A 26,158-nucleotide genomic window follows, 5' to 3' on the forward strand; every position below is an offset into this window, starting at 1 on the left:
CCCGTGGTCGGTTGAATGAATTGCGCGGCGCACTTTGCGCGAAATGCGCAAAGTGCGAAGCATACCGCCGCCGGCTGGCGCTCAACCTCCACCGCCTCCGCCGCCACCACCCGCCCGTACGCCGAGCGTGATCCTGTTGTTCACGGAGGTCACGCCCGGAACGCCTTTCGCGACGTCCGCGGCCTGCTGGATCATGGCGCCCTGAGGCACCGAGCCGGTCAGCGTCACCGCGCCGCCGCGCGCCCGCACGAATACGTTCGATACGTTGAAGCCCGACGTTTTCGCGAGCGCGCGCCGCACGTCGCGGCCGAGCTTGCGATCCGCCTGACGCGTGGACTTTGCGTTCGCGGCCGGCGCCGCCGCCGTGTTGGCGGGCGCTGTCGCGTCGCTCGCCTGGGCGTAGGCGCTGGATGCGGTTGCCACGCACACCGCCACACCGAGCGCCTTCAGAAGATTGACTGTTTTCACGTTTTCACCATCCTCGATAAGTTGATGTCGCTTCGTTGCATGTCAAAAATGGTGCGCTTTGTCGAGCAGGTCCGGACTCTCTGGGAAACGCCTGTCTTATATAGGAATGCCGCTGCGGCGCGCCCGGCGCGTTTAAACAATAGTTCAGTCGACGAACCCATGCTGAAAAAAGTGACGCAACGAGACATTGAGCGGACTATCCGCTTGCGGCACGCATGCGGTGCGCATAAGCGCAGCCGTCAAAAACGTCGCGTTTTATTCAGAACCATCGCGGCGACATGCTGAGCGTCGTGTCGTCGAGCGTGCGCAACGGCGTCAGCATCGACGCGACGCGCGGCAATTCGCAACGGAAGAACCACTGGCACGCGTGCAGCTTGCCGCGATAGAAGTCCTGATCCGCTGCGCCGCTCGCGCGAGGCAGCGCGGCCTGCGCGACGATCGCCTGCCGCAGCCATGTCCATGCAATCACGATATGGCCGAATGCCTCGAGAAACGCATTCGCGTTGGCGAGCGCGCGTTCGGTATCGCTCGCGAGCGCGGGCAGCAGCACGTCGAGCGTGCCGCTCACATCGCGCCATGCGGCGCCGAGCGCATCGGCGTGGGCCTGTAGCGGCGCGTGCCCGTGCGCGGTATCGATCGTTCGTTGTAGTTCACGGGCGAACAGCTTCAGCGCGGCGCCGTGTTTCATCGTGACCTTGCGGCCGAGCAGGTCGATCGCCTGAATGCCGTGCGTGCCTTCGTGAATCATGTTCAGGCGGTTGTCGCGATAGAACTGCTCGACCGGATATTCGCGTGTATAGCCGTAGCCGCCGTGAATCTGGATCGCGAGGCTGTTCGCTTCGAGACACCATTGCGAGGGCCACGACTTCACGATCGGCGTCAGCAGATCGAGCAGCAGCGCCGCTTCCGCGCGCGCGGTGTCGTTCTCACCGGTGTTCTGTTCGTCGACGAGGCGCGCCGCGTACAGGCACAGCGAGTAAGCGCCTTCCACGTAGGCCTTTTGCGCGAGCAGCATGCGGCGCACGTCCGCATGCTCGATCAGCGGCAATTGCGGATCGAGCGGATTCTTGTTGCTGGGGTGACGTCCCTGCGGCCGTTCGCGCGCGTAGTCGAGCGAGGCCAGATAGCCGCGATAGCCGAGCATCACCGCGCCGAGTCCCACGCCGATGCGCGCCTCGTTCATCATATGGAACATATACGCGAGACCGTGATGCGGCTCGCCGACCAGTTCGCCGATGCATTCGCCATGCTCGCCGAACGACAGCATCGTCGATGTCGTGCCGCGCCAGCCCATCTTGTGAATCAGACCCGCGAGCGCGACGTCGTTGCGTTCGCCGGGACTGCCGTCGTCGTCGACGCGCAATTTCGGCACCGTGAAGAGCGAGATGCCCTTGACTCCCGGCGGCCCGCCCGGAATGCGCGCGAGCACCAGATGCACGATGTTCTCGCTCAATTCATGGTCGCCGCCCGAAATGAAAATCTTGTTGCCGCGAATCGAGTAGGTGCCGTCCGGGTTCGGCGTCGCGGTGGTGGTGAGATCGGAGAGACTCGAGCCCGCCTGTGGTTCGGTCAGTGCCATCGTGCCGAACGCGCGGCCTTCGAACAGCGCATGCAGGTACTTGCGCTTCTGCACCGGCGAGCCGAATCGTTCGATCACGTTCGCATTCGCGCTCGTCAACATCGCGTAGGACGAAGTCGCGATGTTCGCGCTCTTGAACAGCGACAGGCACGCGAACGAAATCACCGCCGGCAACTGCATGCCACCCCATTCGTAATCCTTGCCCGCCGCGAGAAAGCCGGTCGCGCGCAGCGCGTCGAGCGCGTCTTGCACTTCGTGCGGGAGCGTCACGCGTTGGCCGTCGAACTGCGGTTCGTGCTCGTCGGACAGACGGTTGTGCGGCGCGAATTTCTCGACGGCCACCGCATGTGCGGTTTCGAGCGCCGCGTTGAAGGTTTCGCGGCTGTGATCGGCATGGCGCGCGCGCCGCGTCAGCGTCTCGGCCTCGAGTACTTCGAACAGTTGGAAATCCAGATCCCGCGTGTTGATGATCAGCGCATTCTGCATCGGTGAAAGCCCGTCCAAAGGTAAGCCGCCGCGCGGAACAGCATCGCCGATAAGCATCGTTTTCGATGCTCGCTGATGCATGCCGCTTCAACAGCCTGAATCGATTGAAAAACGCGCTATGCGGGTAAGTCCCGACGAACCACGCGTCGACGATACGCATCAGTTTATAACGAAAAAGAATGATCGTGCTTTTATTTACATGCCGAATTTCGGCACGTATGATGGCCGGAAAAATCCGGAATCAGAATCTGCATGGCGGAACAAACTGGAGGAGCGTCGCATGTCAGTGAAGGACCTGTTTCAACTCGACGGCAAGGTTGCATTGATCACCGGAGGCTCGCGCGGACTCGGTCTGCAAATGGCCGAAGCGCTCGGCGAGATGGGCTGCCGCGTCGCGATCACCGCGCGCAAGGCCGACGAACTCGCCGAGGCGCAAGCGCATCTGCAACGCCGCGGCATCGAAGTGCATACCGTCGTCAACGATCTGCAGCGCTTCGAAGGCATTCCGGGTCTCGTCGACGCAGTGATGAGCGCGCATGGCCGCATCGATATTCTCGTCAACAACGCGGGCGCGACGTGGGGCGCGCCGGCCGAGGAATATCCCGACGAAGCGTGGAACAAGGTGATGAACCTGAACGTCAACGCGCCGTTCTTTCTCGCGCGCGAGGTCGGCAAGCGCAGCATGATTCCGCGGCACGCGGGCAAGATCATCAACGTCGCGTCGGTGGCCGGGCTGAAGGGCTCGCCGCCGGGTATGAACACGATTGCGTACAACACATCGAAGGCCGCGGCGATCAATTTCACGCGCGCACTCGCGGCCGAATGGGGCAAGTACAACATCAACGTCAACGCGATTTGCCCCGGCTTCTTTCCGTCGAAGATGTCGGCGGGACTTCTCGACAGGCTCGAAGATTCGATCGTTGCACGCACACCGTTGCGGCGTCTGGGCGGCGACGAGGATCTGATGGGCCCCGTCGTGTTTCTCGCGAGCGAAGCATCGCGGCACGTCACCGGCCAGTATCTCGCGGTGGACGGCGGTTCGATCATCGTCTGAAGCCAAGTCAAGGCAGCGTTTCAACACACTGTTGCAACGCAATTAAGCCGAGCCACGCGAAGCAAAGCGCGCCGCCGCCGCACGGCGCGCAGACAGAAAAAGCCGGAGACGCCTATGAACGAACGCCATTATCCGCATTGGCCGCCGCAAGTGCCGTTGCATCTGACACTGCCGCGGACCAACCTTTTCTATAACGCCGAAGTCTCGGCGGCGCGTTTTCCCGACAAGCCTTTCATCATCTACTACGGCACGCCCGTCACGTTCGCGCGGTTCAAGGACGAAGCCGAGCGCATCGCGGGCTTTCTGCAACACGAATGCGGCGTGCAGGCGGGGGACCGCGTGCTGCTCTATATGCAGAACAGTCCGCAATGGATCATCGCGTACTACGGCATTCTGCGCGCGAACGCGGTGGTGGTGCCGGTCAATCCGATGAACATGAGCACCGAACTCGCGCACTACGTCGAGGACAGCGGCGCGACGACGATCATCGCGCCGCAGTGTCTGTTCGACAACGTCGAGCCGTTGATCGGCGCTGGCCCCGGCCGGGGGATCGAGCACGTGATCGTCGCGACGTACGGCGATTATCTGCAACGGCCGTCGCCGGTGACGGTGCCCGAATTCGTCGCCGCGCCGCGTAGAACATTCGCTCGCGCCGGCGTCACGCGGTGGCAGCACGTGCTCGAACGGCATATCGCGCCGGGTCCGCTCACCACCGGTCCCGACGATCTGTGCGTCATGCCGTACACGTCCGGCACGACCGGCCGGCCGAAAGGCTGCATGCATACGCATCGCAGCGTGATGAGCACCTTGCTCGGCGGCTGCGTGTGGTTCGGTTCGGCGGCCGATGGCGTGCACCTGTCGGTACTGCCGTTCTTTCACGTGACCGGCATGCAGGGTGGCATGAACAGCGCGCTGTTCTCGGGCGCGACGATCGTCGTGATGTCGCGCTGGGACCGCGACGCGGCCGCGCTCTGCATGCAGGAATATCGCATCACCGCATGGCAGTCGATCTCGACGATGATGGTCGATTTCCTGTCGAATCCGCAGCTCGGCGAATACGATCTGTCGAGCCTCTCCGGCACGCGCGGCGGCGGCGCGGCAATGCCCGATGCGATCGCGAAGAAACTGAAGGCGCTGACCGGGCTCGATTATGTCGAAGGCTACGGCATGTCGGAGACGATCGCGGGCACGCACATCAATCCGCCGCATCGGCCGAAGCCGCAGTGCCTCGGCATTCCGGTGTTCGACGTCGATTCGCGTGTGATCGATCCGGTCACATTGCGGGAACTGCCGCAGGGCGAGACCGGCGAGATCGTCGTCAACGCGCCGCAGGTGATGCGCGGTTACTGGCGCGATCAGAAGGCGACCGACGCAGTGTTCGTCGAACTCGACGGCAAACGTTTCCTGCGCACCGGCGACCTTGGGCATATCGACGAGGACGGCTATTTCTTCATGACCGACCGCCTCAAACGCATGATCAATGCATCGGGCTACAAGGTCTGGCCGGCCGAGGTCGAAGCGCTGATGTACCGCCATCCGGCGATTCATGAGGTCTGTGTGATCGGCGTGAAGGACGAAAAGCGCGGCGAGACCGTGAAGGCGTTCGTGGTGCCGGACGCGGCGCACGCGGGCAAGATCGGCGCGCAGCAGATCATCGACTGGGCGCATGAGCAGATGGCCGCGTACAAGGCACCGCGTATCGTCGAGTTCGTCGCGTCGCTGCCGAAGTCGGGCAGCGGCAAGATTCTGTGGCGCAAGTTGCAGGAGGAAGATGCGGCCAGCAACGGAAGCGCGGATGGGAAAACGCAGGGCTTGGGCTGATGTCCGGGGAGCGGGACGAATCGGATGTGCGTCTTTCCTGGGGAAAACACCTGGATCCGAAACCGGGTACTTATTCTGCTTCTCAAGTGCCTGTAAGCTGTGCCGGCGGGGGCATGAAAGCCTATGCAACCCGCTGGGTGAATCAGGATTCGCAGATGGGCTTCGACACTATTACCAACTCTCCAGAGGGGATGTCAGTCATGAAGAGCTTCGCCATTAAACGAATCATGCTCGGGATCTCGGTCGCCGCAATGGTGGCCGGCAGCATTCCGCTCGCCGTCGCGCAGGACACGAACGCCACCACGGCCCAGCCGGGCACCAGCACCGCGAAGCCGACCAAGGCCGAGCGCAAGGCGGCCCGCAAACAGGCTCGCGCGAAGAAGAACGCCGAGCTGAAGAAGCTCGAGGACGCAGGCTATCAGCCGGCGCAGAACGACCCGAACTATCCGAACAAGCTGCAGGACGCGCAGAAGAAGGCAGGGGTCGGCGCGGCCGCGAGCCAGTAACAGCGGCGCGCACGCCCGGCGCGGGGCAACTCGCGGGTTGCCCCGCGGGATGGCCGGATTAATGGACGCCGGGCGTCTTTCGTAATTCCGTGGCGGATGAAATGCCGATGCAACCAGCCATCGTTCTCTTCATCCCGCTACGCGGTGGGCGCATCCATCGCTGGTTTCAATTGAACTGAACGGCGCGCGGGGAGCCCCCGACGCCTTTTCCCTTCCTCGAACTCGAATCGCCTGAGCCCGCCCGTCCCGAAAACATCGGCCGTGCCCCCGCGCCCAGGTGTCGCATTTCCTCATGTGGTTGTCGTAAATAGTCGGCTACCCCCGCTTTTTTCTGGCAACTATGTAGGCACGGCGCGGACGGATGTCCGCCACGCGAGGAGAGCATTCGATGAATTCCCCCAAGGTCGTGGTCGAAGGGCTGAGCAAGGTGTTCGGCGCAAGCCCGAAGCAGGCGATCGCCATGCTGGCGGGCGGCGCCACGAAAGAGGACGTGTTTGCCCGCACCGGCCAGATCGTCGGCGTTCACAACGTGTCGTTCGAGGTCCGCGAGGGCGAGATCTTCGTGCTGATGGGGCTGTCCGGCTCCGGCAAGTCGACGCTGATTCGCCTGATCAATCGGCTCGTCGAGCCGACCGCGGGCAAGGTGCTGATCGACGGGCGCGACGTCGCCGGCGTGCCGCGCGCCGAGCTCACCGCGCTGCGCCGCAGGGACATGAGCATGGTGTTCCAGTCGTTCGCGTTGATGCCGCAGCGCAGCGTGCTGTCCAATGCGGCGTTCGGGCTCGAGGTGGCGGGCATCGGCCGCCGGGAGCGCGAGGCGCGCGCGTTGTCGGTGCTCGAACAGGTCGGTCTCGCGCCGTTCGCGCACAAGCTGCCGGCCGAGCTGTCGGGCGGCATGCAGCAGCGCGTGGGGCTCGCGCGGGCGCTCGCGGTCAACCCGTCGCTGATGATCATGGACGAAGCGTTCTCCGCGCTCGATCCGCTCAAGCGCAAGGAAATGCAGAACGTGCTGCTCGATCTGCAACGCGAGCAGCAGCGCACGATCCTGTTCGTATCGCACGATCTGGAGGAGGCGATGCGCATCGGCACGCGCATCGCGATCATGGAAGGCGGACGCGTGGTGCAGATCGGCACGCCGCAGGAAATCATCAGAAATCCGGCCGACGACTACGTGCGCGCGTTCTTCGAAGGCATCGACACGAGCCGCTATCTGACCGCCGGCGACCTGATGCAGACCGACGCGGTGCCGCTGCTGCACGCGCCGCGGCTCGACGCGTCGAGCGTCGCCGCGACGTTGAACGGCAGCGCCGAATACGCGTTCGTGCTCGACGGCGCGCGCAGGATCCGCGGCTTCGTGTGCCGCGACGCGGCGGGCAGCGCGTCGCCGCGGCTCAATCCGATCGAATGCATCCGCCGCAGCACGCCGCTCAACGACGTCGTCGAGCGCGTGGTGGCGAGCCGCGCGCCGCTGCCGGTCGTCGAAGCGGATGGCTCCTACTGCGGCTCGGTCAACCAGACGAACGTGCTGAACGTTCTCACGCGCCATCGAGGTTCCCATGTCTGAAATCGTTCCGCTTGGCGCCTGGGTCGATCACGGCGTTCACTATCTGCTCGATCACGATGCGAAGACTTTCGACACGATCGGCAAGGTCATCGAGAGTTTCGCCGCGGCGGTCGAGCACGGCCTGCAGGCCGTGCCGATGTGGGCGCTGATGGCGTTCTTCGTCGGCGTCGGCCTGTGGCGCGTCGGCTGGCGCTTCGCGCTCTTCACGTTGGCGGCGCTGCTGCTGATCTACGGCACCGGCTTCTGGGATCAGATGGTGATCACGCTCGGCCTCACGCTGTCGTCGACGGTGATCAGCCTGCTGTTCGGCGTGCCGCTCGGCATCTGGATGGCGAAGAGCCGCACCGTCGAGATGGTCGTGCGTCCGGTGCTCGATCTGATGCAGACGATGCCCGCGTTCGTCTATCTGATTCCGGCCGCGATGCTGTTCGGCCTCGGCCGCGTGCCGGGCATCCTGTCGACGGTGATCTTCGCGATGCCGCCCGCGGTGCGCCTGACCGCGCTCGGCATCAGGCACGTCAATCGCGAAATCGTCGAAGCGGGGCAGGCGTTCGGCTGCACGCCGTGGCAACTGCTCTACAAGGTGCAGGTGCCGAACGCGCTGCCGTCGATCATGACCGGCGTGAACCAGACCATCATGATGGCGCTGTCGATGGTGATCATCGCGTCGATGGTCGGCGCGGGCGGCCTCGGCAACGACGTGCTTGCGAGCATCCAGCGGCTCGATATCGGGCTCGGCTTCGAAAGCGGTTTGTCGGTCGTGATGCTCGCGATCATTCTGGACCGCATCACGGAGAGCTTCGGCCGGGCGCCGGGCAAGGCCCGCGCGCCGCTGTTCGCGGGATTGCGCAACGCGATGAAAGTGCGCCGCGAGCCGGCCGCGCAGCACGGCTGATTCCCGATGAAGCGCGACGCGATCGCATCCGTCGAGCCTCACGCCGATGCGCGGCTGTCCGGGCTCGCGCACATCGGCTTTCTGACGTTGCCGAATTTTTCGATGATCGCGTTCACGAGCGCGGTCGAGGTGCTGCGCATGGCGAACTACGTGGGCCGCGCGCAGCACTACCGGTGGTCGGTGATCACGCCGGACGGCGAACCGGCGCGCGCGAGCAACGGCATTACGGTCAGACCCACCACCACGCTCGCCGAAGCCGGCCTGCCGGACGTGCTGTTCGTCTGCGCGGGCTGGCATGTGCGCGACTACGTGGACGACGCGGTGATCGCGCTGCTGCGCGACGCGGCCGCGCAGGGCGTACCGCTCGGCGGCATCTGCACGGGGCCGTATGCGCTGCTCGCGGCCAGCCTGCTCGACGGTTATCGCGCGACCGTGCACTGGGAGGACATGTCGCCGCTGCATCAGCGCCATCCGCACGTGCGTTTCGCCGACGAGCTGTTCGTGATCGATCGCGACCGGCTGACCTGCACCGGCGGCACCGCGCCGCTCGATCTGATGCTGCATCTGGTCGGCCTGCGGCTCGGGTCCGCGGTGGCCGCGCAGGTGTCGGAACAGTTCGTCGTCGAGCGGATTCGCGGTTCGACCGATTATCAGCATATTCCGGTCGACGCGCGGGTCGGCTTCTCCCGCGCCGAGCTGATCGAAGTGGTGCGGCTGATGGAAGCGAACATCGAAGAACCGTTATCGCTCGATGAACTCGCGCGGCTCGTGAAACTGTCGCAGCGTCATTTGCAGCGCATGTTCAAGATGTTCCTGAGCGTATCGCCGACGCATTACTACCTGAGCTTGCGGCTGCGCCGCGCGCGGGAATTGCTGCGCAACACCGATGCGTCGATCGCGCGCGTGACCACCGTATGCGGTTTTCATTCGCCGTGTCATTTCAGCAAGGCGTATCGCGCGCAGTTCGGGCATGCGCCGAGCGTCGAGCGGCGGTTGTCGGCGTAGCGGTTCGCTGCGCCGGTCGCGCCGCCATTCACGGGGTGGCGCCGCGAATTCAGATCGCCTGCGCGCGGCCCGGAAACGTTTCGTCGTAGCACGAGCCGTCGTCGGCCTGCGCGGCCGTGCCGCGTTGCTCGCGGTACATCATCGGCGGCAGGCCGAACTGCTTGCGGAATTCGCGACCCAGATGCGACGCGTCCGAAAAGCCGCAGCTCGAGGCGATATCGGCGACGGTCTTGTCCGAACTCGTCAGCAGCCATGCGGCGGTACGCAGCCGCACCTGCTTCGCGTAAGCCTGCGGCGCCTTGCCGGTCTGCGCCTTGAAGAGCCGTTCGAGCTGGCGCGGCGACAGGTCGAGCTTGCGCGCGAGCTCGTCGAGCGGCAGCGAACGGCCCACGTGCTGCTCCATCAGCAGGATCGCGCGCTTGACCTTCGGATGCGCGGCCGGCGCGAGGCCCGGCGGATGCGGCTGCGGCGCGTTGCCTTTCTGCAGGTCGTCGACGAGCAGGATGCGCAGCGCCTTCTGCACCGTCGCGGTTTCGAAATGACGCAGCAGGATCGCGGCGGCGACGTCGATCGACGCCCGTCCGCCGGAACAGGTGATGCGCCGGCGGTCGATCACGAACAGCCGGTCGGCGACCAGCATCTGTTCGTCGACCGACGGAAAGCGCTCGATGAAATCCCAGTAGTGAAACCAGCTCACGCAGATCCGATGGCCGTCGAGCACGCCCGCGCGCATCAGCGAGAACACGCCGGTACACATGCCGACGAGCGTCGCATTGCTGGCGGCGGCGCGACGGATGAACGCGAGCGTCGCCTCGCTCGCGGCCGGCCCCGAGTGCAGCAGGCCGCCGACCACCACCACGTAATCGAACGGTTCGGCATGCTCGAAGGTTTCCCACGGCGTGATCTGGATGCCGCAGCTCGCGCGCACCGGAGCAAGGGTTTCCCCGATCACGCTCCACGAACAGCGCACGGGCTTGCTGAAATCGCCTTCGTCCGCGGACAGGCGCAGCAGATCGACGAAACCGGAGAACGCGGTCAGCGTGAAGTTCGGCAGCAGGACGATGCCGAAGCGGATGCGCTGCTTCGAGGTACCGTCGATCGATCGAGGGGGAAGCGGTTCAGCGGAATTCATGCGCGCGGCCGGTCGGCAAAAGAAGAACAAAAGAGAAACGAAACAGGCATGAAAATAAGCGCAAAGGGTGAAAAGCAAGCATAGCACCGGGACCTTCAGGATTGCCGGGCGCCAATGCGCCGGAAGTCAGCGCCAATGCGCCGCGGCGTCCGGCCGGCGGTCCGCTTCATAGCCCGATTCATGGCCCGATTCATAGCCCGCTTCATGGCGCCCGTGACACCCCTGACGCCGCCATCCCACTGCGATGCCGTTTTTATTCTATCGATTGCGCCGGGCCTGCGGTGCAATAGACGCACCTCCAATCCGGCAACGCAACGCACAGGGCACGCGATGAACGTCAGCGTTTTCGATCTGTTCAAGATCGGTATCGGTCCGTCGAGCTCGCATACGGTCGGGCCGATGATCGCCGCCTGCCGCTTTGCGTCGCATATCGAAGACGCGAATCTGCTCGGCTTCGTGCGCCGCGTGAGAGCCGAGCTGTTCGGCTCGCTCGGCGCGACCGGCAAGGGGCACGGCACCGACAAGGCGGTGCTGCTCGGCCTCGAAGGCAATCTGCCCGATCGGCTCGACCCGGACCTGATCGAGCCGCGTCTGCGGGCGATCCGCGACACGAAGCAGCTCGCGCTGCTCGGCAGGCATCCGGTCGGGTTCGACGAGCGCGAGCATCTCGGCTTTTACCGCAAGCTGATGCCGGGCGCGCCGGGTTCGGGCGTCGTGCATCCGAACGGCATGCGTTTTCAGGCGTTCGACGAAAACGGTCAGTTGCTGGTCGAGAAAGAGTATTACTCGATCGGCGGCGGTTTCGTCGTCAATCGCGACGGCGACCGCGTGAACGGCCGGCGCGCGAGCGCGGAAGTGCCTTATCCGTTTCGCACCGGCGGCGATCTGCTGCGCGTGTGCCGCGAAAGCGGTCTTTCCATCGCCGAAGTGACGCTGCGCAACGAATGCGCGACGCGCCCCGAGCACGAGGTGCGCGAAGGGCTGCTGGCGATCTGGCGCGCGATGGCCGCGTGCGTCGAGCGCGGCTGCAACGCGCGTGGAGAGCTGCCCGGCCCGCTGCACGTGAAGCGCCGCGCGGCCGAACTGTGCGCGCAGTTGCGCGCGCGCTCGGAAGAGTCGCTGCGCGATCCGCTGTCGATGCTCGACTGGGTCAACCTGTACGCGATGGCCGTCAACGAGGAAAACGCGGCGGGCGGCCGGGTCGTCACCGCGCCGACCAACGGCGCGGCCGGCGTGATCCCCGCGGTGCTGCACTACTACGTGAAGTTCATGCATGCGTCGAGCGACGCGGGCATCGTCGACTTCCTGCTGACCGCCGCGGCGATCGGCATCATCTACAAGGAAACCGCGTCGATCTCCGGCGCCGAAGTGGGCTGCCAGGGCGAAGTGGGGGTGGCCTGCTCGATGGCCGCCGCGGCGCTCGCCGCCGTGATGGGCGGCACGCCGGCTCAGGTCGAGAACGCCGCCGAAATCGGCATGGAACACAACCTTGGCATGACCTGCGACCCGGTCGGCGGACTCGTGCAGATTCCGTGCATCGAGCGCAACGCGATGGGCGCGATCAAGGCGATCAACGCGGCGCGCATGGCGATGAAGGGCGACGGCCAGCACGTCGTGTCGCTCGACAGCGTGATCAGGACGATGCGCGAAACCGGCGCCGACATGAAAACGAAGTACAAGGAGACGTCGCGCGGCGGGCTGGCCGTGAACGTCATCGAGTGTTGAACCGCCAGCCCTATTAGCAAAACCCAGCAAAACCCAGCAAAACCGCAAAGGACCGACGATGAGCCGCTATTCGATATTCAGCCTGCTGCGCAACGGGATGTCGTATCACGAGAACTGGGAGCGGCAGTGGCGCAGCCCCGAGCCCAAGGGCGAATACGACGTCGTGATCGTCGGCGGCGGCGGCCATGGTCTCGCGACCGCGTACTACCTCGCGAAAGAACACGGCGTGCGCAATGTCGCGGTGCTCGAGAAGGGCTGGATCGGCGGCGGCAATACCGCGCGCAATACGACCATCGTGCGCTCGAACTATCTGTGGGACGAATCCGCCGCGCTCTACGAAAAGGCGATGAAGCTGTGGGAAAGGCTCGCGCAGGACCTGAACTACAACGTGATGTTCAGCCAGCGCGGCGTGATGAATCTCGCGCACACGCTGCAGGACGTGCGCGACACCGAACGCCGCGTGAATGCGAACCGCCTGAACGGCGTCGACGCCGAATTCCTCACGCCCGCGCAGATCAAGGAAATCGAGCCGACCATCAACCTGAACTGCCGCTATCCGGTGCTCGGCGCGTCGATCCAGCGGCGCGGCGGCGTGGCCCGGCACGACGCGGTGGCCTGGGGCTTCGCGCGCGGCGCGGATCAGGCGGGCGTCGATATCGTGCAGAACTGCCAGGTCATCGGCATCCGGCGCGACGGCAGCCAGGTGACGGGCGTCGAGACGACGAAAGGGGTCATCAGGGCGAAGAAGGTCGCGGTGGTCGCGGCGGGCAATACGTCGACGCTCGCCGATATGGCCGGCGTGCGGCTGCCGCTCGAGAGTCATCCGTTGCAGGCGCTGGTGTCCGAGCCGATCAAGCCGGTCGTCAATACGGTCGTGATGTCGAACGCGGTGCACGCGTATATCAGCCAGTCCGACAAGGGCGACCTGGTGATCGGCGCGGGCGTCGATCAGTACACCGGGTTCGGGCAGCGCGGCAGCTTCCAGATCATCGAGGGCACGCTCGAGGCGATCGTCGAAATGTTCCCGGTGTTTTCGCGCGTGCGGATGAACCGGCAGTGGGGCGGCATCGTGGATGTGTCGCCGGACGCGTGCCCGATCATCAGCAAGACCGATGTGAAAGGGCTGTATTTCAACTGCGGATGGGGGACGGGCGGCTTCAAGGCGACGCCCGGGTCGGGCTGGGTCTACGCGCACACGATCGCGAAAGACGAGCCGCATCCGTTGAATGCGCCGTTTTCGCTGGACCGGTTCTATACCGGCCATCTGATCGACGAGCATGGCGCCGCGGCGGTGGCTCACTAACGCGCACGCGCCGCGACGAAGAGGAGAGAAAGATGTTGCTGATCGAATGCCCGTGGTGCGGTCCCCGCGCCGAAACCGAATTTTCCTGTGGCGGCGAAGCGGATATCGCCCGCCCGCTCGACACCGAACACCTCACCGACAGGGAGTGGGGCGACTACCTGTTCATGCGCAGGAACCCGCGCGGCGTGCATCGCGAGCAATGGCTGCATGCTCAGGGCTGCCGCCGCTGGTTCAAGGCGCAGCGCGACACGGTGAGCTACGCGTTCCAGGGCTACGAGACGTTCGAACGTCCGCTGCTGTCGCTGGACGGCAACCAAGCCAATGCAGGCAATGTAGCCGACGCACAGGCAGGCAGCGCACAAGAGGGCAAAGCATCATGAGCCAGAAAGACCGACTCCCCGCGGGCGGACGCATCAACCGCGCGATCGCGCTGCGCTTCACGTTCAACGGCGTCGAATATCAGGGCTATCAGGGCGATACGCTCGCATCCGCATTGCTCGCGAACGGCGTGCATTTCGTCGCGCGTAGCTGGAAATATCACCGGCCGCGCGGCATCGTCACCGCGGGCGTCGAAGAGCCGAACGCGGTCGTGCAACTCGAAACCGGCGCCTATACGGTGCCGAACGCGCGGGCCACCGAGGTGGAGCTATATCAGGGGCTCGTCGCGAACAGCGTGAACGCGAAGCCGAGCATCGAGAAAGACCGCATGGCGATCAACCAGAAGATCGCGCGCTTCATTCCGGCGGGTTTCTACTACAAGACCTTTATGTGGCCGCGCAGATTCTGGCCGAAGTACGAGGACGCGATTCGCGACGCCGCCGGTCTCGGCACCGCGCCGCGACAGCCGGACGCGGACCGTTACGACAAGTGCTTCGCGCATTGCGACGTGCTGGTGGTCGGCGGCGGCCCGACCGGGCTCGCGGCCGCGCATGCGGCGGCCTTGTCCGGCGCGCGCGTGACGCTCGTCGACGATCAGCCTGAACTGGGCGGCTCGCTGCTGTCGTGCCGCGCGGAAATCGACGGCAAGCCCGCGCTGCAATGGGTGCAGAAAATCGAAGACGAATTGCGGCAGATGCCCGATGTGAAGATCCTGAGCCGCAGCACCGCGTTCGGCTATCAGGACCACAATCTCGTCACGGTTACGCAACGCCTCACCGATCATCTGCCGGTATCGCAGCGCAAGGGCACGCGCGAGCTGCTGTGGAAAATCCGCGCGAAACGCGTGATTCTCGCGACCGGCGCGCACGAGCGGCCGATCGTGTTCGGCAACAACGATCTGCCCGGCGTGATGCTGGCGTCGGCGGTGTCGATCTATCTGCATCGCTATGCGGTGCTGCCGGGGCGCAACGCGATCGTGTTCACGAATAACGACGACGGCTATCAATGCGCGCTCGACCTGAAAGCGGCCGGCGCGCAGGTGACGGTGATCGATCCGCGCGCCGGCGAATCGAAGGGCACGCTGCCCGCGCTCGCGCGGCGCCACGGCGTCAAGGTGATGAACGGCACGGTCGTGACGGCCGCGCACGGCAAGCTGCGCGTCGCAGCGGTGGAGATCGCGTCGTACGCGCAAGGACAGATCGCGGCGAAGCAGGGCGAGCTGCCATGCGATCTGCTCGCGATGTCGGGCGGCTGGAGCCCGGTGCTGCACCTGTTCGCGCAGTCCGGCGGCAAGGCGCACTGGCACGACGACAAGGCCTGCTTCGTACCGGGCAAGGCGATGCAGGCGGAGACGAGCGTCGGCGCATGCGCGGGCGACTTCACGCTCGGCCAGGGCATCCGCTTCGCCGTCGATGCGGGCGTCGAGGCCGCGCGCGCGGCCGGATACATCGTCGCGCGCCCGGCGCCGGTGCAGGTGGCCGAGCTGACCGAGACCCGGTTGCAGCCGCTGTGGCTCGTCGGCGGGCGCGAGCTGGCCACGCGCGGGCCGAAGCAATTCGTCGACTTCCAGAACGACGTGTCGGCGGCCGATATTTTCCTTGCCGCGCGCGAGGGCTTCGAATCGGTCGAACACGTGAAGCGCTACACCGCGATGGGTTTCGGCACCGACCAGGGCAAGCTCGGCAACATCAACGGGATGGCGATTCTCGCGCAGGCGCTCAGCAAGACGATCGCAGAAACCGGCACGACGACGTTCCGGCCGAACTACACGCCGGTCACGTTCGGCGCGTTTGCCGGCCGCGAACTGGGCGAATTTCTCGACCCCGTGCGCAAGACGGCGGTGCACGAATGGCACGTCGAAAACGGCGCGGCGTTCGAGGACGTCGGCAACTGGAAGCGTCCGTGGTATTACCCGAAGGCGGGCGAGGACATGCATGCGGCGGTCGCGCGCGAATCGCTCGCGGTGCGCACGAGCGTCGGCATTCTCGACGCGTCGACACTCGGCAAGATCGACATTCAGGGTCCGGACGCCGCGAAGCTGCTGAACTGGGTCTACACGAATCCGTGGAGCAAGCTCGAAGTCGGTAAATGCCGCTATGGCCTGATGCTCGACGAAAACGGCATGATCTTCGACGACGGCGTGACCGTGCGGCTCGCCGACCAGCACTACATGATGACGACCACCACCGGCGGCGCGGCGCGCGTGCTCACGTGGCTCGAACGCTGGCTGCAAACGGAGTGGCCGGACCTGCGCGTGCGGCTCGCGTCGGTTACCGATCATTGGGCGACCTTCGCGGTGGTCGGGCCGAATAGCCGCAAGGTGCTGCAAAAGGTGTGCGACGACATCGACTTCGCGAACGCGGCGTTCCCGTTCATGACGTATCGCGAAGGCACCGTCGCGGGCGCGGCGGCGCGTGTGATGCGCATCAGCTTTTCGGGCGAGCTCGCGTATGAAGTGAACGTGCCGGCGAACGTCGGGCGCGCGGTGTGGGAAGCGTTGATGGCCGCGGGCGCGGAATTCGACATCACGCCGTACGGCACCGAGACGATGCACGTGCTGCGCGCGGAGAAGGGCTACATCATCGTCGGCCAGGATACGGACGGCTCGATGACGCCGCACGACGTCGGCATGGGCGGGCTCGTCGCGAAGTCGAAAGACTTTCTCGGCAAGCGCTCGCTCAGCCGCTCGGACACCGCGAAGGCGGGGCGCAAGCAGCTTGTCGGACTCTTATCGGAGGACGCGTCGTTCGTGATACCCGAAGGCTCGCAGATCGTCGCGGGGCCGTTCCAGGGCGATACCGCGCCGATGCTCGGGCACGTCACGTCCAGCTATTTCAGCCCGATCCTGAAGCGCTCGATCGCGATGGCGGTCGTCAAGGGCGGTCTCGACCGGATCGGCGAAACGGTCACGATTCCGCTCGCAAGCGGCAGACAGATCGCGGCGAAGATCACCAGTTCGGTGTTCTACGACAGCGAAGGAGCACGTCAACATGTGGAATGAAACAGGCGGAACGGTGTCGATCGTCGACCGCACGGTCGGACGGCAAACGGGCGTGTGGCAGGAATCGCCGCTGGTCGCCGCGGCTGCGCTGCTCGAGCACCATCAGGCAACCGCGAACGCCGCATTCAGGCTCGGCGAGCGGCCCTTCCTCGAACTCGTGAACGTGCGCGGCGACACCCGCGACGCGGCGTTTATCCGCGCGGTGGAACAGGTGATCGGCTGCCGACCGCCGGAGAAGGCGAACACCAGCGCGCGCGGCAACGGTTACGACATGCTGTGGCTCGGCCCGGACGAGTGGCTGGCGCGCTCGGCCGCCGCGCACGACGCGACGCGCAGCGCGCCGTTGCAGACGAAGCTCGGCGCGGCGTTTGCGGGCGTGTTCGCGTCGGCGGTCGATGTCGGCAGCGGCTATACGGTGCTCGAAATCAGCGGCACGCGTACGCGCGACGTGCTTGCGCGCGGCTGTCCGCTCGATCTGCATCCGCGGCTGTTCGGCGAGGGGCAGTGCGCGCAGAGCCACTATTTCAAGGCATCGATGACGTTGCTGCCGACCGGCGCGGACAGTTTCGATATCGTCGTGCGCCGCAGTTTCGCGGACTACTTCGTCAGGATCATGCTCGACGCCGCCGAGCCGTTGATGTCCTAGACGCGGTTCCCGGATGCGGCGGGCGGTGGCTGTGGCTGTATCCACCGCCTGCCGTTTTCATCGTTCTTGCGCCCACTTTCCGCCATGACGTCGACACGCAAAGCCACCGCGCGTCTCACCGCGCGGGCGCGCGATGAAGGCGACGCCGGCGCCGCGCTCGCGCTGCTCGAGCAAAGCATCGCGCTGCGTCACCGGCGCATCGCGCTGATCCGCTATCTGCTCGCGCGGCAACTCGGCGCGCCGCTCGAAGCGCGGCATCATGCCTACGTCGAAAAAATCGCGGCCCGTCTGAGCGCCGATGCGCTTGCGCGCATTGCCGGCGCCGCGCGGGCGCGGCTGCGGACATAAGGCTCGACGCTTCGCGGCAGCGCGGACTCATCACGACGCCCCCGTTCCATCCCGACGACGCATTTCTTCTATGTGGCCGATTTATGTCGGCGTCTACTGAGGACACAGTTCGGCCCATCTACGCGGAATTCACCGCGTCAACCGTGGTATCCACGAGGGGATGACATGTCCAGCGCTTTTCAGCCTCGCTTTCAGCTACGCGCCAGCGCAGCCGCCCGACTCGAACGCTTGCCGTTCTCCAGCTATCACCGAACCCTCTTCATCATCATCGCGATCGCGTTCTTCTTCGATTCGGTCGACCTCGGCACGATGACCTTCGTGCTCGGATCGATCAAGAACGAGTTCCATCTGTCGACCGCGACGACGGGGCTCGTCGCCAGCGCGAGTTTCTTCGGCATGGTGCTCGGCGCGGCGGTGGCGGGACTGCTGGCGGATCGCTTCGGACGCCGGCCGGTGTTTCAGTGGAGCATGGTGCTGTGGGGGCTCGCATCGTATCTGTGTTCGACCGCACAAAGCGTCGACGCGCTGATCCTTTATCGCGTGCTGCTCGGCATCGGCATGGGGATGGAGTTTCCGATCGCGCAGACGTTGCTGTCGGAGTTCGTGCCCGCGGCATCGCGCGGCCGCCTGATCGCACTGATGGACGGTTTCTGGCCGCTCGGTTTCATCGCATCGGGCGTGGTGTCGTATTTCGTGCTGCCGGATCCCGGCTGGCGCACCGAGTTTGCGCTGCTCGCGATTCCGGCGGTGTTCGTGTTGATCGTGCGCCGCGTGGTACCCGAGTCGCCGCGTTGGCTCGAACATCGCGGGCGGCATGCCGAAGCGGATCGCATTCTCGCCGACATCGAGACGAAAGTGATGCGTTCTACGGGCGTGAGCCAGTTGCGCGCGCCGGCGATGCTGGCGGAACCCGCGACGGCGAAGGGCACTGGCGCGTTGCGTGAAATCTGGAGCCTCGCGTACCGGCGCCGCACGATCATGGTGTGGACGCTGTGGTTCTTCGCGTTGCTCGGTTTTTATGGACTGACGTCATGGCTCGGCGCGTTGATGCAGCAGGCCGGCTTCGCCGTGACGAAATCCGTGCTGTACACGGTACTGATCTCTCTGGGCGGTGTGCCCGGCTTTATCTGTGCGGCATGGCTCGTCGAGCGCTGGGGCCGCAAGCCGACCTGTGTCGCGTCGCTCGCGGGCAGCGCGCTGATGGCGTACGTGTACGGGCAAACGGCTCTCCATGCGCAGACGCCGGTACCGTTGATCTGCGCGGGACTCGCGATGCAGTTCTTCATGTTCGCGATGTGGGCGGTGCTGTACACCTATACGCCCGAGCTTTACGGCACCGGCGCGCGGGCAACCGGCTCGGGTTTCGCGTCCGCGATCGGCCGGGTCGGCTCGCTCATCGGCCCTTATGTGGTGGGCGTCGTGCTGCCGGTTTTCGGGCAGGGCGGCGTGTTTTCGCTCGGTGCGATGTGTTTCCTGATTGCCGCGGCGGCAGTGTGGGTACTCGGGATCGAAACACGTGGCATGGCGCTGGAAACGCTTGTGTCCGAAGCGCTCGAAACCGATGCGCGCGACGCGTTGAACCCCGTGCGGGAGTGAGCGCCAGCGGCATGAAAAGTCAGGGTCCGGGTGCGCCATGCTCAATGGCGCACCGGTCCCGGTTATTCAATCCATCAATGGTCCTCGCCAACCAGCGCCGTGAGAATCTGATGCGCGGCGCTCACGCGTGCGTCGTTCGGAAAATTGCGGTTCGCGAGCATCACGATCCCGATGCGCTGTTGCGGCACGAACGCGACATAGGCGCCGAACCCGTTGGTCGAGCCGGTCTTGTTGATCCAGACGTTCTGCTGTGGCGGCAGCGGCGGTTTGATTGCAGTCGCGGGCGTCGCGTTGAGAACCATCTCCGTCGAATTGCCCGCCAGCAAGGTCTTCAAATCGACCGGATACGGGTATTGCTCCCAGATCAGGTCCTGGGTCAGCACGCCGGCCTGGAAGTAGCCGGTGTGCGTCGCGGTGATCGCGCGCTGGAACGTGTCGTCGATCGCGATCAGGTTCATGTTCTCCTGCACGAAACGCAGCATGTCAGCGGCGGTGGTCTTGACGCCGTACGCTTCGGCGGACAGCACGCCGGGCGTCATGCGTATCGGCGCGTCGTCCTTCGTATAGCCCTGCGCGTAATCGGGTATCTTCGCCGCCGGAACATCGATGTAGGTGCTCTTCATGCCGAGCGCCGGAAACACGCGTTGCTGCATCAGCGCGGTGAAATCCTGCCCCATGCTCTTCGCGGTGATCAGCCCGAGCGTGCCGATGCCCGGATTGGCATAAGTCCGGTACGTGCCGGGCGGATGAGCGGGTTGCCAGTTCCTGAAGTACTGCAACAGTTGCGCGTTGTCGTGAATATCGTCCGGCACCTGGAGCGGCAGCCCGCCGGGCGTGTGCGTGCCCAGGTTCAGCAGACTGACCTTGCCGAAAGGACGGCCGCGCAGCGTCGGCAGATAGCGGTCGGTGCTGTCCGATAGCGACAGCTTGCCGTTCAGTTGCGCATAGGACGCGAGTGTCGCCGTGAAGGTCTTGCTGACCGAGCCGATTTCGAACAGCGTGTCGCGCGTGACGGGCTTGCCGGTTTGCGTCGACGCGACACCATAGTCGAACACGTACGGCTTGCCGTCGACGATCACGCCGACCGCCATGCCGGCGACGCGGTACTTCGCGATCAGCGGCTGGATCGCCGCATCGACGGTGGGTTTGATGCGCGCGGCTGGGTCGCCGCCTGCATGGCCGGCGGCATGTTTGACGGGGTCGCTGGCCGCGTGGCCGGCGGGCGAAATCGCGCACAGCGTGAACAGTGCGAATGCGGCGCTCGTGAAGAGCGTGCGTGTTTTGTGCTTCATCTGCATTAGGTCCTCGAACAGGGTCCGGCGTGGGTCGGCAGGTTGGCTGAGGCCGCACTATCCGGCTTTTGCACACCGCTGGCAAACGAGGATAACTTGCACGAGGGTAAAGAAAAATTTATGAGACAGGAACCGTGAGCCGCCCGTGCCGCGCGATCCGCGTCGACGTCCGCGTTGTCGGTTCAAGCCAAACTCGTGTCGCGTTCCGCACATGTGTTTGCCGGGGCGGACGCTACGCTCGTTGAACGGCGTGCCGCGCGGCTTGCGGGCGCGCCGCTCACCGACATGGAGACAGACAATGAGCAGCAATCGCGGCGTCGTGTATCTCGGGCAGGGCAAGGTGGAAGTGCAGTCGATCGATTATCCGAAGATGGTCGATCCACGCGGCCGTTCGATCGGCCACGGCGTGATCCTGAAGGTCGTGAGCACGAATATCTGCGGCTCCGACCAGCATATGGTGCGTGGCCGCACGACCGCCGAGGTCGGCCTCGTGCTCGGGCATGAGATCACCGGCGAGGTGATCGAGGTGGGCCGCGACGTCGAAACGCTGAAGATCGGCGATCTGGTGTCGGTGCCGTTCAACGTCGCGTGCGGACGCTGCCCGACCTGCAAGGCGCAGCATACGGGAGTGTGTCTGAATGTGAACCCGGCGCGCGCGGGCGGCGCGTATGGCTATGTCGACATGGGCGGCTGGATCGGCGGTCAGGCCGAATACGTGATGGTGCCGTACGCGGATTTCAATCTGCTGAAATTCCCGGACCGCGCGCAGGCGATGTCGAAAATCCGCGACCTGACCTGCCTGTCCGACATTCTGCCGACCGGCTATCACGGCGCGGTGATGGCGGGCGTGAAGCCCGGCGCGACCGTCTATATCGCGGGCGCGGGACCGGTCGGCATGGCGGCGGCCGCGTCGGCGCGCCTGCTGGGCGCGGCCTGCACGATCGTCGGCGACATGAACGAGGCACGCCTCGCGCATGCGCGCAAGATGGGTTTTCAGACCATCGATCTGGCGAAGGACGCGACGCTCGGCGAGCAGATCGAGCAGATACTCGGCCAGCCCGAAGTGGATTGCGCGGTGGACTGCGTCGGCTTCGAAGCGCACGGCCACGGCAGTAGCGGCTCGCACGAGGAAGCGCCGGCCACGGTGCTCAATTCGCTGATGGAGATTACCCGCGCGGCCGGCGCGATCGGCATTCCGGGCCTCTACGTGACCGACGATCCGGGCTCGGCCGATGCCGCAGCGCGCAAGGGTAGCCTCAGTCTGCGCTTCGGCCTCGGCTGGGCCAAGTCGCATTCGTTCCACACCGGGCAGACGCCGGTCATGAAGTACAACCGCGATCTGATGCAGGCGATCCTGTGGGACCGTTTGCCGATCGCCGACGTCGTCAACGTGACGGTGGTATCGCTCGACGATGCGCCAGACGGGTATCGGCAATTCGACGGCGGCGCGCCGAAGAAGTTTGTAATCGATCCGCACGGCTTGCTGAAAGCGGCTTGACGATGACGCGATCGCGCACGCGCTGAACGGATATTCCGCCCGGCGCGTGTGCGCTTTTGAAGCATGCGGAGAGTCCGCGGCGGATCAGCCGCTCGTCAAACCGCCATCGCGGGCGTGCTCGACAGCGACGGCGCCTGCTTGCGACGTTCGCGCGTCGGCGCGGTGCCGAACGCATCGCGATAGCTCTTCGAAAAATGGCAGGCCGACTGGAAGCCGCACGCCATCGTGATGTGCATGATCGACATATCGGTCTGCAACAGCAGCTCGCGGGCGCGCCGCAAGCGCAGCGTCAGATAGTAGTGCGTGGGCGTCATCCCCAGATGCTCGCGGAACAGGCGCTGCAACTGCCGTTGCGACATGCCGGCGAGCCGCGCGAGTTCTTCGCGCGACAACGGCTCTTCGATATTGTTCTCCATCAGCGAGATCACTTCGAACAGCGACTTGTTGGCCGAGCCGAGCCGCGCGACGAGCGGCATTTTCTGCTGCGCGCTGGTGTCGCGCACGTGTTCGACGATGAACTGCTCGGCAATCTGCGTGACCCGCAGGGTGCCGACGCGCGGCGCGATCAGGTTCAGCATCATGTCGAGCGGCGCGACGCCGCCAGTGCAGGTCACGCGATCGCGATCGATCACGAACAGCTCTTTCAGAAAGCGCGTATCGGGAAATTCTTCCTTCAGCGCCGACATGTTCTCCCAATGAATCGCGCACGCATAACCGGCCAGCAGACCGGCGCGCGCGAGCGCATAAGTGCCGGTGCACAGGCTGCCGAGCACGCAGCCCATCCGCGCGAAACGGCGCAGCGCGGACAGATGCTCGGGCGTCGTGGAGTGCTGCACGTCGATGCCGCCGACCACGAACACGATATCCGGCTTGCCGACGCATTCCACCGGCCCCGTATCGACCGACAAACCGTTGCTCGCCGTGACCGGCCCGCCTTCCGGACTCACGATCGACCAGCGATAAAGCGTTTGCCCCGTCAGATAGTTCGCCATGCGCAGCACTTCGATCGCGTTGGTGAACGCGATCATCGTGAAATGGGGGACCGGCATGAACGCGAAGTGCGACAGCGACGCTGTGCGATCGGGGGACATGGGAAAGGGAATTCCTAATCTGTAATGTCGCGTCGCCGTGGGGAGGGACGACCCCTGCAATTTTGAATATCAGGGCAACTAACGTGCCATCAGGCTAAACCCCTGGTCGGGGCGCGACACGCCTGGAATAGCTCGACGACAGCCGGATAAACGGCGGCGAAATCGCACCAGAACGGCGCCGCGACGCCTGCTCGCCGCACCCGAACAGCGCATGACGGCTGGCTGCGGTGCAGCAAACGCCGGCTGTTCCGGGGCGCCGTTGCAACGCGGATTCACCCGCGAGGCGAGCCGACTTGTCGAAAAAGCACGCGCATGGCGCAAAAGGCAAAGAACACGTCTGAATTCGTAAATTGACGCGCGGGCCGACCGTCAAGAATAAACCCAAGGCGAAGCGGCGGCCGTGCGGCCCCGGCGACCGATACGGGCCGATGCCGGCCTCTACGTCAACGACCTCACGGACCTTTCATGTCGAACCCGAATCCCTTCTTCGAAGACTCGCTGGCGACGCGCGACGCCGCGGTGCGCGGCGCCATTCTGAAAGAGCTCGAACGCCAGCAGTCGCAGGTCGAGCTGATCGCGTCGGAAAACATCGTGTCGCGCGCGGTGCTCGAAGCGCAGGGCTCGGTGCTGACCAACAAATACGCCGAAGGGTATCCGGGCAAGCGTTATTACGGCGGTTGCGAATACGCGGACGTGATCGAAACGCTTGCGCTCGATCGCATCAGGCAGTTGTTCAACGCGAAATTCGCCAACGTGCAGCCGCATTCCGGCGCGCAGGCGAACGGCGCGGTGATGCTCGCGCTCACGAAGCCTGGCGACACGGTGCTCGGCATGTCGCTCGACGCGGGCGGGCATCTGACGCATGGCGCGAAGCCCGCGTTGTCCGGCAAGTGGTTCAACGCGGTGCAGTACGGCGTCAGGCGCGACACGATGCTGATCGACTACGAGCAGATCGAGGAACTGGCGCGGCAGCACCAGCCCGCGTTGCTGATCGCCGGTTTTTCCGCTTATCCGCGTGCATTGGATTTCGCGCGGCTGCGCGCGATTGCCGATGGCGTCGGCGCGAAGCTGATGGTGGATATGGCACATATCGCCGGCGTGATCGCGGCGGGCCGGCATACGAATCCGATCGAACACGCGCACGTGGTCACGTCGACCACGCACAAGACCTTGCGCGGTCCGCGCGGCGGCTTCGTGCTGACGAATGACGAAGACATCGCGAAGAAGATCAACTCGGCCGTGTTCCCCGGCTTGCAGGGCGGCCCGCTGATGCACGTGATCGCGGGCAAGGCGGTCGCGTTCGGCGAGGCACTGCAGCCCGGTTTCAGGACGTATATCGACAGCGTGCTCGCGAACGCGCGGGCGCTGGGCGACGTGCTGAAAACAGGCGGCGTCGATCTGGTGACGGGCGGCACCGACAACCATCTGCTGCTGGTCGATCTGCGGCCGAAGGGTTTGAAGGGCAATCAGGTCGAACAGGCGCTCGAGCGCGCGGGCATCACGTGCAACAAGAACGGCATTCCGTTCGATACCGAAAAACCGACCGTCACTTCCGGCATTCGCCTCGGCACGCCGGCGGGCACGACGCGCGGCTTCGGCGTCGCCGAGTTTCGCGACATCGGACGGCTGATCGTCGAAGTGCTCGACGCGCTGCGTGATCAACCCGAAGGCCATGCTGCAACCGAACAACGTGTGCGCCGCGAGATTTTCTCGCTGTGCGAACGCTTTCCCATCTATTGAGTACGCGTGGAGCAAACGATGAGTCAACTGCACGAAAACAGCATCATCATCGACGGGCTGAACATTTCGAAGTTCGAGCGCTCGGTGTTCGAGGACATGCGCAAGGGCGGCGTGACCGCGGTGAACTGCACAGTGTCGGTCTGGGAGAGCTTTCAGAAGACCGTCGACAACATCGCCGAAATGAAGCAGCAGATCCGGCAGTACAGCGAAATCCTGACACTGGTGCGTACCACCGACGATATCTTCCGCGCGAAGAAAGAGAACAGGACCGGCATCATCTTCGGCTTCCAGAACGCGCATGCATTCGAGGACAACCTCGGCTATATCGAGGCGTTCAAGGATCTCGGCGTGAACGTGGTGCAGCTTTGCTACAACACGCAGAACCTCGTCGGCACCGGCTGCTACGAGCGCGACGGCGGTCTGTCCGGTTACGGGCGCGAAGTGATTCAGGAGATGAACCGCGTCGGCATCATGGTCGATCTGTCGCATGTGGGCGGCAAGACGTCTTCCGAGGCGATCGCCGCGTCGAAGAAACCGGTCTGCTATTCGCATTGCTGCCCGTCCGGGCTCAAGGAGCATCCGCGCAACAAGACCGACGAGCAGCTAAGGGAGATCGCCGACGCCGGCGGCTTCGTCGGCGTGACGATGTTCGCGCCGTTCCTGAAGCGCGGGCCGGATGCGACCGTCGACGACTATCTCGAAGCGATCGACTACGTGGTGAACCTGATCGGCGAGGACCAGGTGGGAATCGGCACGGATTTCACGCAGGGCTACAGCACCGAATTCTTCGACTGGATCACGCACGACAAGGGCCGCTATCGCCAGTTGACGAACTTCGGCAAGGTCGTGAATCCCGAGGGGATTCGCACGATCGGCGAGTTTCCGAATCTCACCGCCGCGATGGAGCGCGCGGGCTGGAGCGACACGCGGATCCGCAAGATCATGGGCGAGAACTGGGTACGGGTGTTCGACCAGGTCTGGAAGGCGTGAGCTTGCCTTCCTCTCGTCACGGATAAAACGGAGTCTCCCG

21 protein-coding genes are annotated in these 26,158 nt (G+C 64.8%); 16 read left to right on the top strand and 5 right to left on the bottom strand.

Annotated features, from left to right (window positions below; genetic code table 11):
* Positions 1-81 precede the first annotated feature (81 nt).
* Positions 82-468, bottom strand: coding sequence for a BON domain-containing protein (locus QM685_RS17020; protein WP_415117544.1), 387 nt, complete (start codon positions 466-468; stop codon positions 82-84).
* Between the two features lie 259 nt (positions 469-727).
* A complete protein-coding gene (locus QM685_RS17025) occupies positions 728-2,533 on the bottom strand; it encodes an acyl-CoA dehydrogenase (protein WP_415117759.1) in 1,806 nt (601 codons plus the stop codon).
* A gap of 280 nt (positions 2,534-2,813) precedes the next feature.
* Between QM685_RS17025 and QM685_RS17030 the strand changes: the two genes are divergently transcribed.
* From QM685_RS17030 to QM685_RS17055, 6 genes are all read left to right on the top strand, one after another.
* On the top strand, positions 2,814-3,587 hold the full coding sequence (locus tag QM685_RS17030) for an SDR family oxidoreductase (protein ID WP_415117545.1): 774 nt from the start codon (positions 2,814-2,816) through the stop codon (positions 3,585-3,587).
* 114 nt (positions 3,588-3,701) lie between these two features.
* Positions 3,702-5,408 carry a long-chain fatty acid--CoA ligase gene (locus QM685_RS17035; protein ID WP_415117546.1) on the top strand — a complete coding sequence of 569 codons (1,707 nt, stop codon included), beginning with the start codon at positions 3,702-3,704 and terminating at the stop codon, positions 5,406-5,408.
* A 200-nt stretch (positions 5,409-5,608) separates the two neighbouring features.
* Complete coding sequence (locus QM685_RS17040) at positions 5,609-5,914, top strand: hypothetical protein (protein WP_415117761.1); 306 nt, start codon at positions 5,609-5,611, stop codon at positions 5,912-5,914.
* A 388-nt stretch (positions 5,915-6,302) separates the two neighbouring features.
* On the top strand, positions 6,303-7,478 hold the full coding sequence (locus QM685_RS17045) for a quaternary amine ABC transporter ATP-binding protein (protein ID WP_415117547.1): 1,176 nt from the start codon (positions 6,303-6,305) through the stop codon (positions 7,476-7,478).
* Positions 7,471-8,373 carry a choline ABC transporter permease subunit gene (gene choW / locus QM685_RS17050; RefSeq protein WP_415117548.1) on the top strand — a complete coding sequence of 301 codons (903 nt, stop codon included), beginning with the start codon at positions 7,471-7,473 and terminating at the stop codon, positions 8,371-8,373. Before QM685_RS17045 ends, choW begins: the two co-directional genes overlap by 8 nt.
* A 6-nt stretch (positions 8,374-8,379) precedes the next feature.
* The gene (locus QM685_RS17055) at positions 8,380-9,378 is read left to right on the top strand and encodes a GlxA family transcriptional regulator (protein ID WP_415117549.1); all 999 of its coding nucleotides are present in this window, start codon (positions 8,380-8,382) and stop codon (positions 9,376-9,378) included.
* A gap of 49 nt (positions 9,379-9,427) precedes the next feature.
* Here the strand turns inward: QM685_RS17055 and QM685_RS17060 are convergent, their stop codons facing one another.
* Entirely contained in the window at positions 9,428-10,510 is a 1,083-nt protein-coding gene (locus QM685_RS17060; RefSeq protein WP_415117550.1) for a GlxA family transcriptional regulator, read from the bottom strand.
* Positions 10,511-10,840: 330 nt separating this feature from the next.
* On the opposite strand from QM685_RS17060, the gene QM685_RS17065 reads away from it, so the two are divergent.
* The 7 genes from QM685_RS17065 to QM685_RS17095 all read left to right on the top strand — a co-directional run bounded on the left by QM685_RS17065 (position 10,841) and on the right by QM685_RS17095 (position 19,507).
* The gene (locus tag QM685_RS17065; RefSeq protein WP_415117551.1) at positions 10,841-12,235 is read left to right on the top strand and encodes an L-serine ammonia-lyase; all 1,395 of its coding nucleotides are present in this window, start codon (positions 10,841-10,843) and stop codon (positions 12,233-12,235) included.
* 58 nt (positions 12,236-12,293) lie between these two features.
* Positions 12,294-13,538, top strand: coding sequence for a sarcosine oxidase subunit beta family protein (locus QM685_RS17070; protein WP_415117552.1), 1,245 nt, complete (start codon positions 12,294-12,296; stop codon positions 13,536-13,538).
* Positions 13,539-13,570: 32 nt separating this feature from the next.
* The gene (locus QM685_RS17075) at positions 13,571-13,918 is read left to right on the top strand and encodes a sarcosine oxidase subunit delta (protein ID WP_415117553.1); all 348 of its coding nucleotides are present in this window, start codon (positions 13,571-13,573) and stop codon (positions 13,916-13,918) included.
* On the top strand, positions 13,915-16,917 hold the full coding sequence (locus tag QM685_RS17080; protein ID WP_415117554.1) for a sarcosine oxidase subunit alpha family protein: 3,003 nt from the start codon (positions 13,915-13,917) through the stop codon (positions 16,915-16,917). Before QM685_RS17075 ends, QM685_RS17080 begins: the two co-directional genes overlap by 4 nt.
* Positions 16,907-17,563 (top strand): sarcosine oxidase subunit gamma, encoded by a 657-nt coding sequence (locus QM685_RS17085; protein WP_415117555.1) that lies wholly within the window; start codon positions 16,907-16,909, stop codon positions 17,561-17,563. The genes QM685_RS17080 and QM685_RS17085 overlap by 11 nt, the downstream gene beginning before the upstream one ends.
* A gap of 84 nt (positions 17,564-17,647) precedes the next feature.
* Positions 17,648-17,911: a hypothetical protein gene (locus QM685_RS17090; RefSeq protein WP_415117556.1), complete on the top strand. Its 264-nt coding sequence runs from the start codon at positions 17,648-17,650 to the stop codon at positions 17,909-17,911.
* Between the two features lie 165 nt (positions 17,912-18,076).
* On the top strand, positions 18,077-19,507 hold the full coding sequence (locus QM685_RS17095; RefSeq protein ID WP_415117557.1) for an MFS transporter: 1,431 nt from the start codon (positions 18,077-18,079) through the stop codon (positions 19,505-19,507).
* Between the two features lie 74 nt (positions 19,508-19,581).
* Here the strand turns inward: QM685_RS17095 and ampC are convergent, their stop codons facing one another.
* Positions 19,582-20,799 (bottom strand): class C beta-lactamase, encoded by a 1,218-nt coding sequence (ampC, locus tag QM685_RS17100; RefSeq protein WP_415117558.1) that lies wholly within the window; start codon positions 20,797-20,799, stop codon positions 19,582-19,584.
* 298 nt (positions 20,800-21,097) lie between these two features.
* Here ampC and fdhA point away from each other — a divergent pair, with 298 nt between their 5' ends.
* Positions 21,098-22,297 (top strand): formaldehyde dehydrogenase, glutathione-independent, encoded by a 1,200-nt coding sequence (fdhA, locus tag QM685_RS17105; RefSeq protein ID WP_415117559.1) that lies wholly within the window; start codon positions 21,098-21,100, stop codon positions 22,295-22,297.
* Between the two features lie 95 nt (positions 22,298-22,392).
* Here the strand turns inward: fdhA and QM685_RS17110 are convergent, their stop codons facing one another.
* Entirely contained in the window at positions 22,393-23,388 is a 996-nt protein-coding gene (locus tag QM685_RS17110) for a GlxA family transcriptional regulator (RefSeq protein ID WP_415117560.1), read from the bottom strand.
* A gap of 465 nt (positions 23,389-23,853) precedes the next feature.
* On the opposite strand from QM685_RS17110, the gene QM685_RS17115 reads away from it, so the two are divergent.
* Both QM685_RS17115 and QM685_RS17120 read left to right on the top strand, forming a co-directional pair.
* Positions 23,854-25,128, top strand: a complete 1,275-nt coding sequence (locus QM685_RS17115; RefSeq protein ID WP_415117561.1) for a serine hydroxymethyltransferase — start codon at positions 23,854-23,856, stop codon at positions 25,126-25,128.
* A gap of 18 nt (positions 25,129-25,146) precedes the next feature.
* The gene (locus QM685_RS17120; RefSeq protein WP_415117562.1) at positions 25,147-26,118 is read left to right on the top strand and encodes a dipeptidase; all 972 of its coding nucleotides are present in this window, start codon (positions 25,147-25,149) and stop codon (positions 26,116-26,118) included.
* Positions 26,119-26,158: the final 40 nt, after the last annotated feature.

Source organism: Paraburkholderia sp. (assembly GCF_047605525.1).
Classification (GTDB): Bacteria; Pseudomonadota; Gammaproteobacteria; order Burkholderiales; family Burkholderiaceae; genus Paraburkholderia.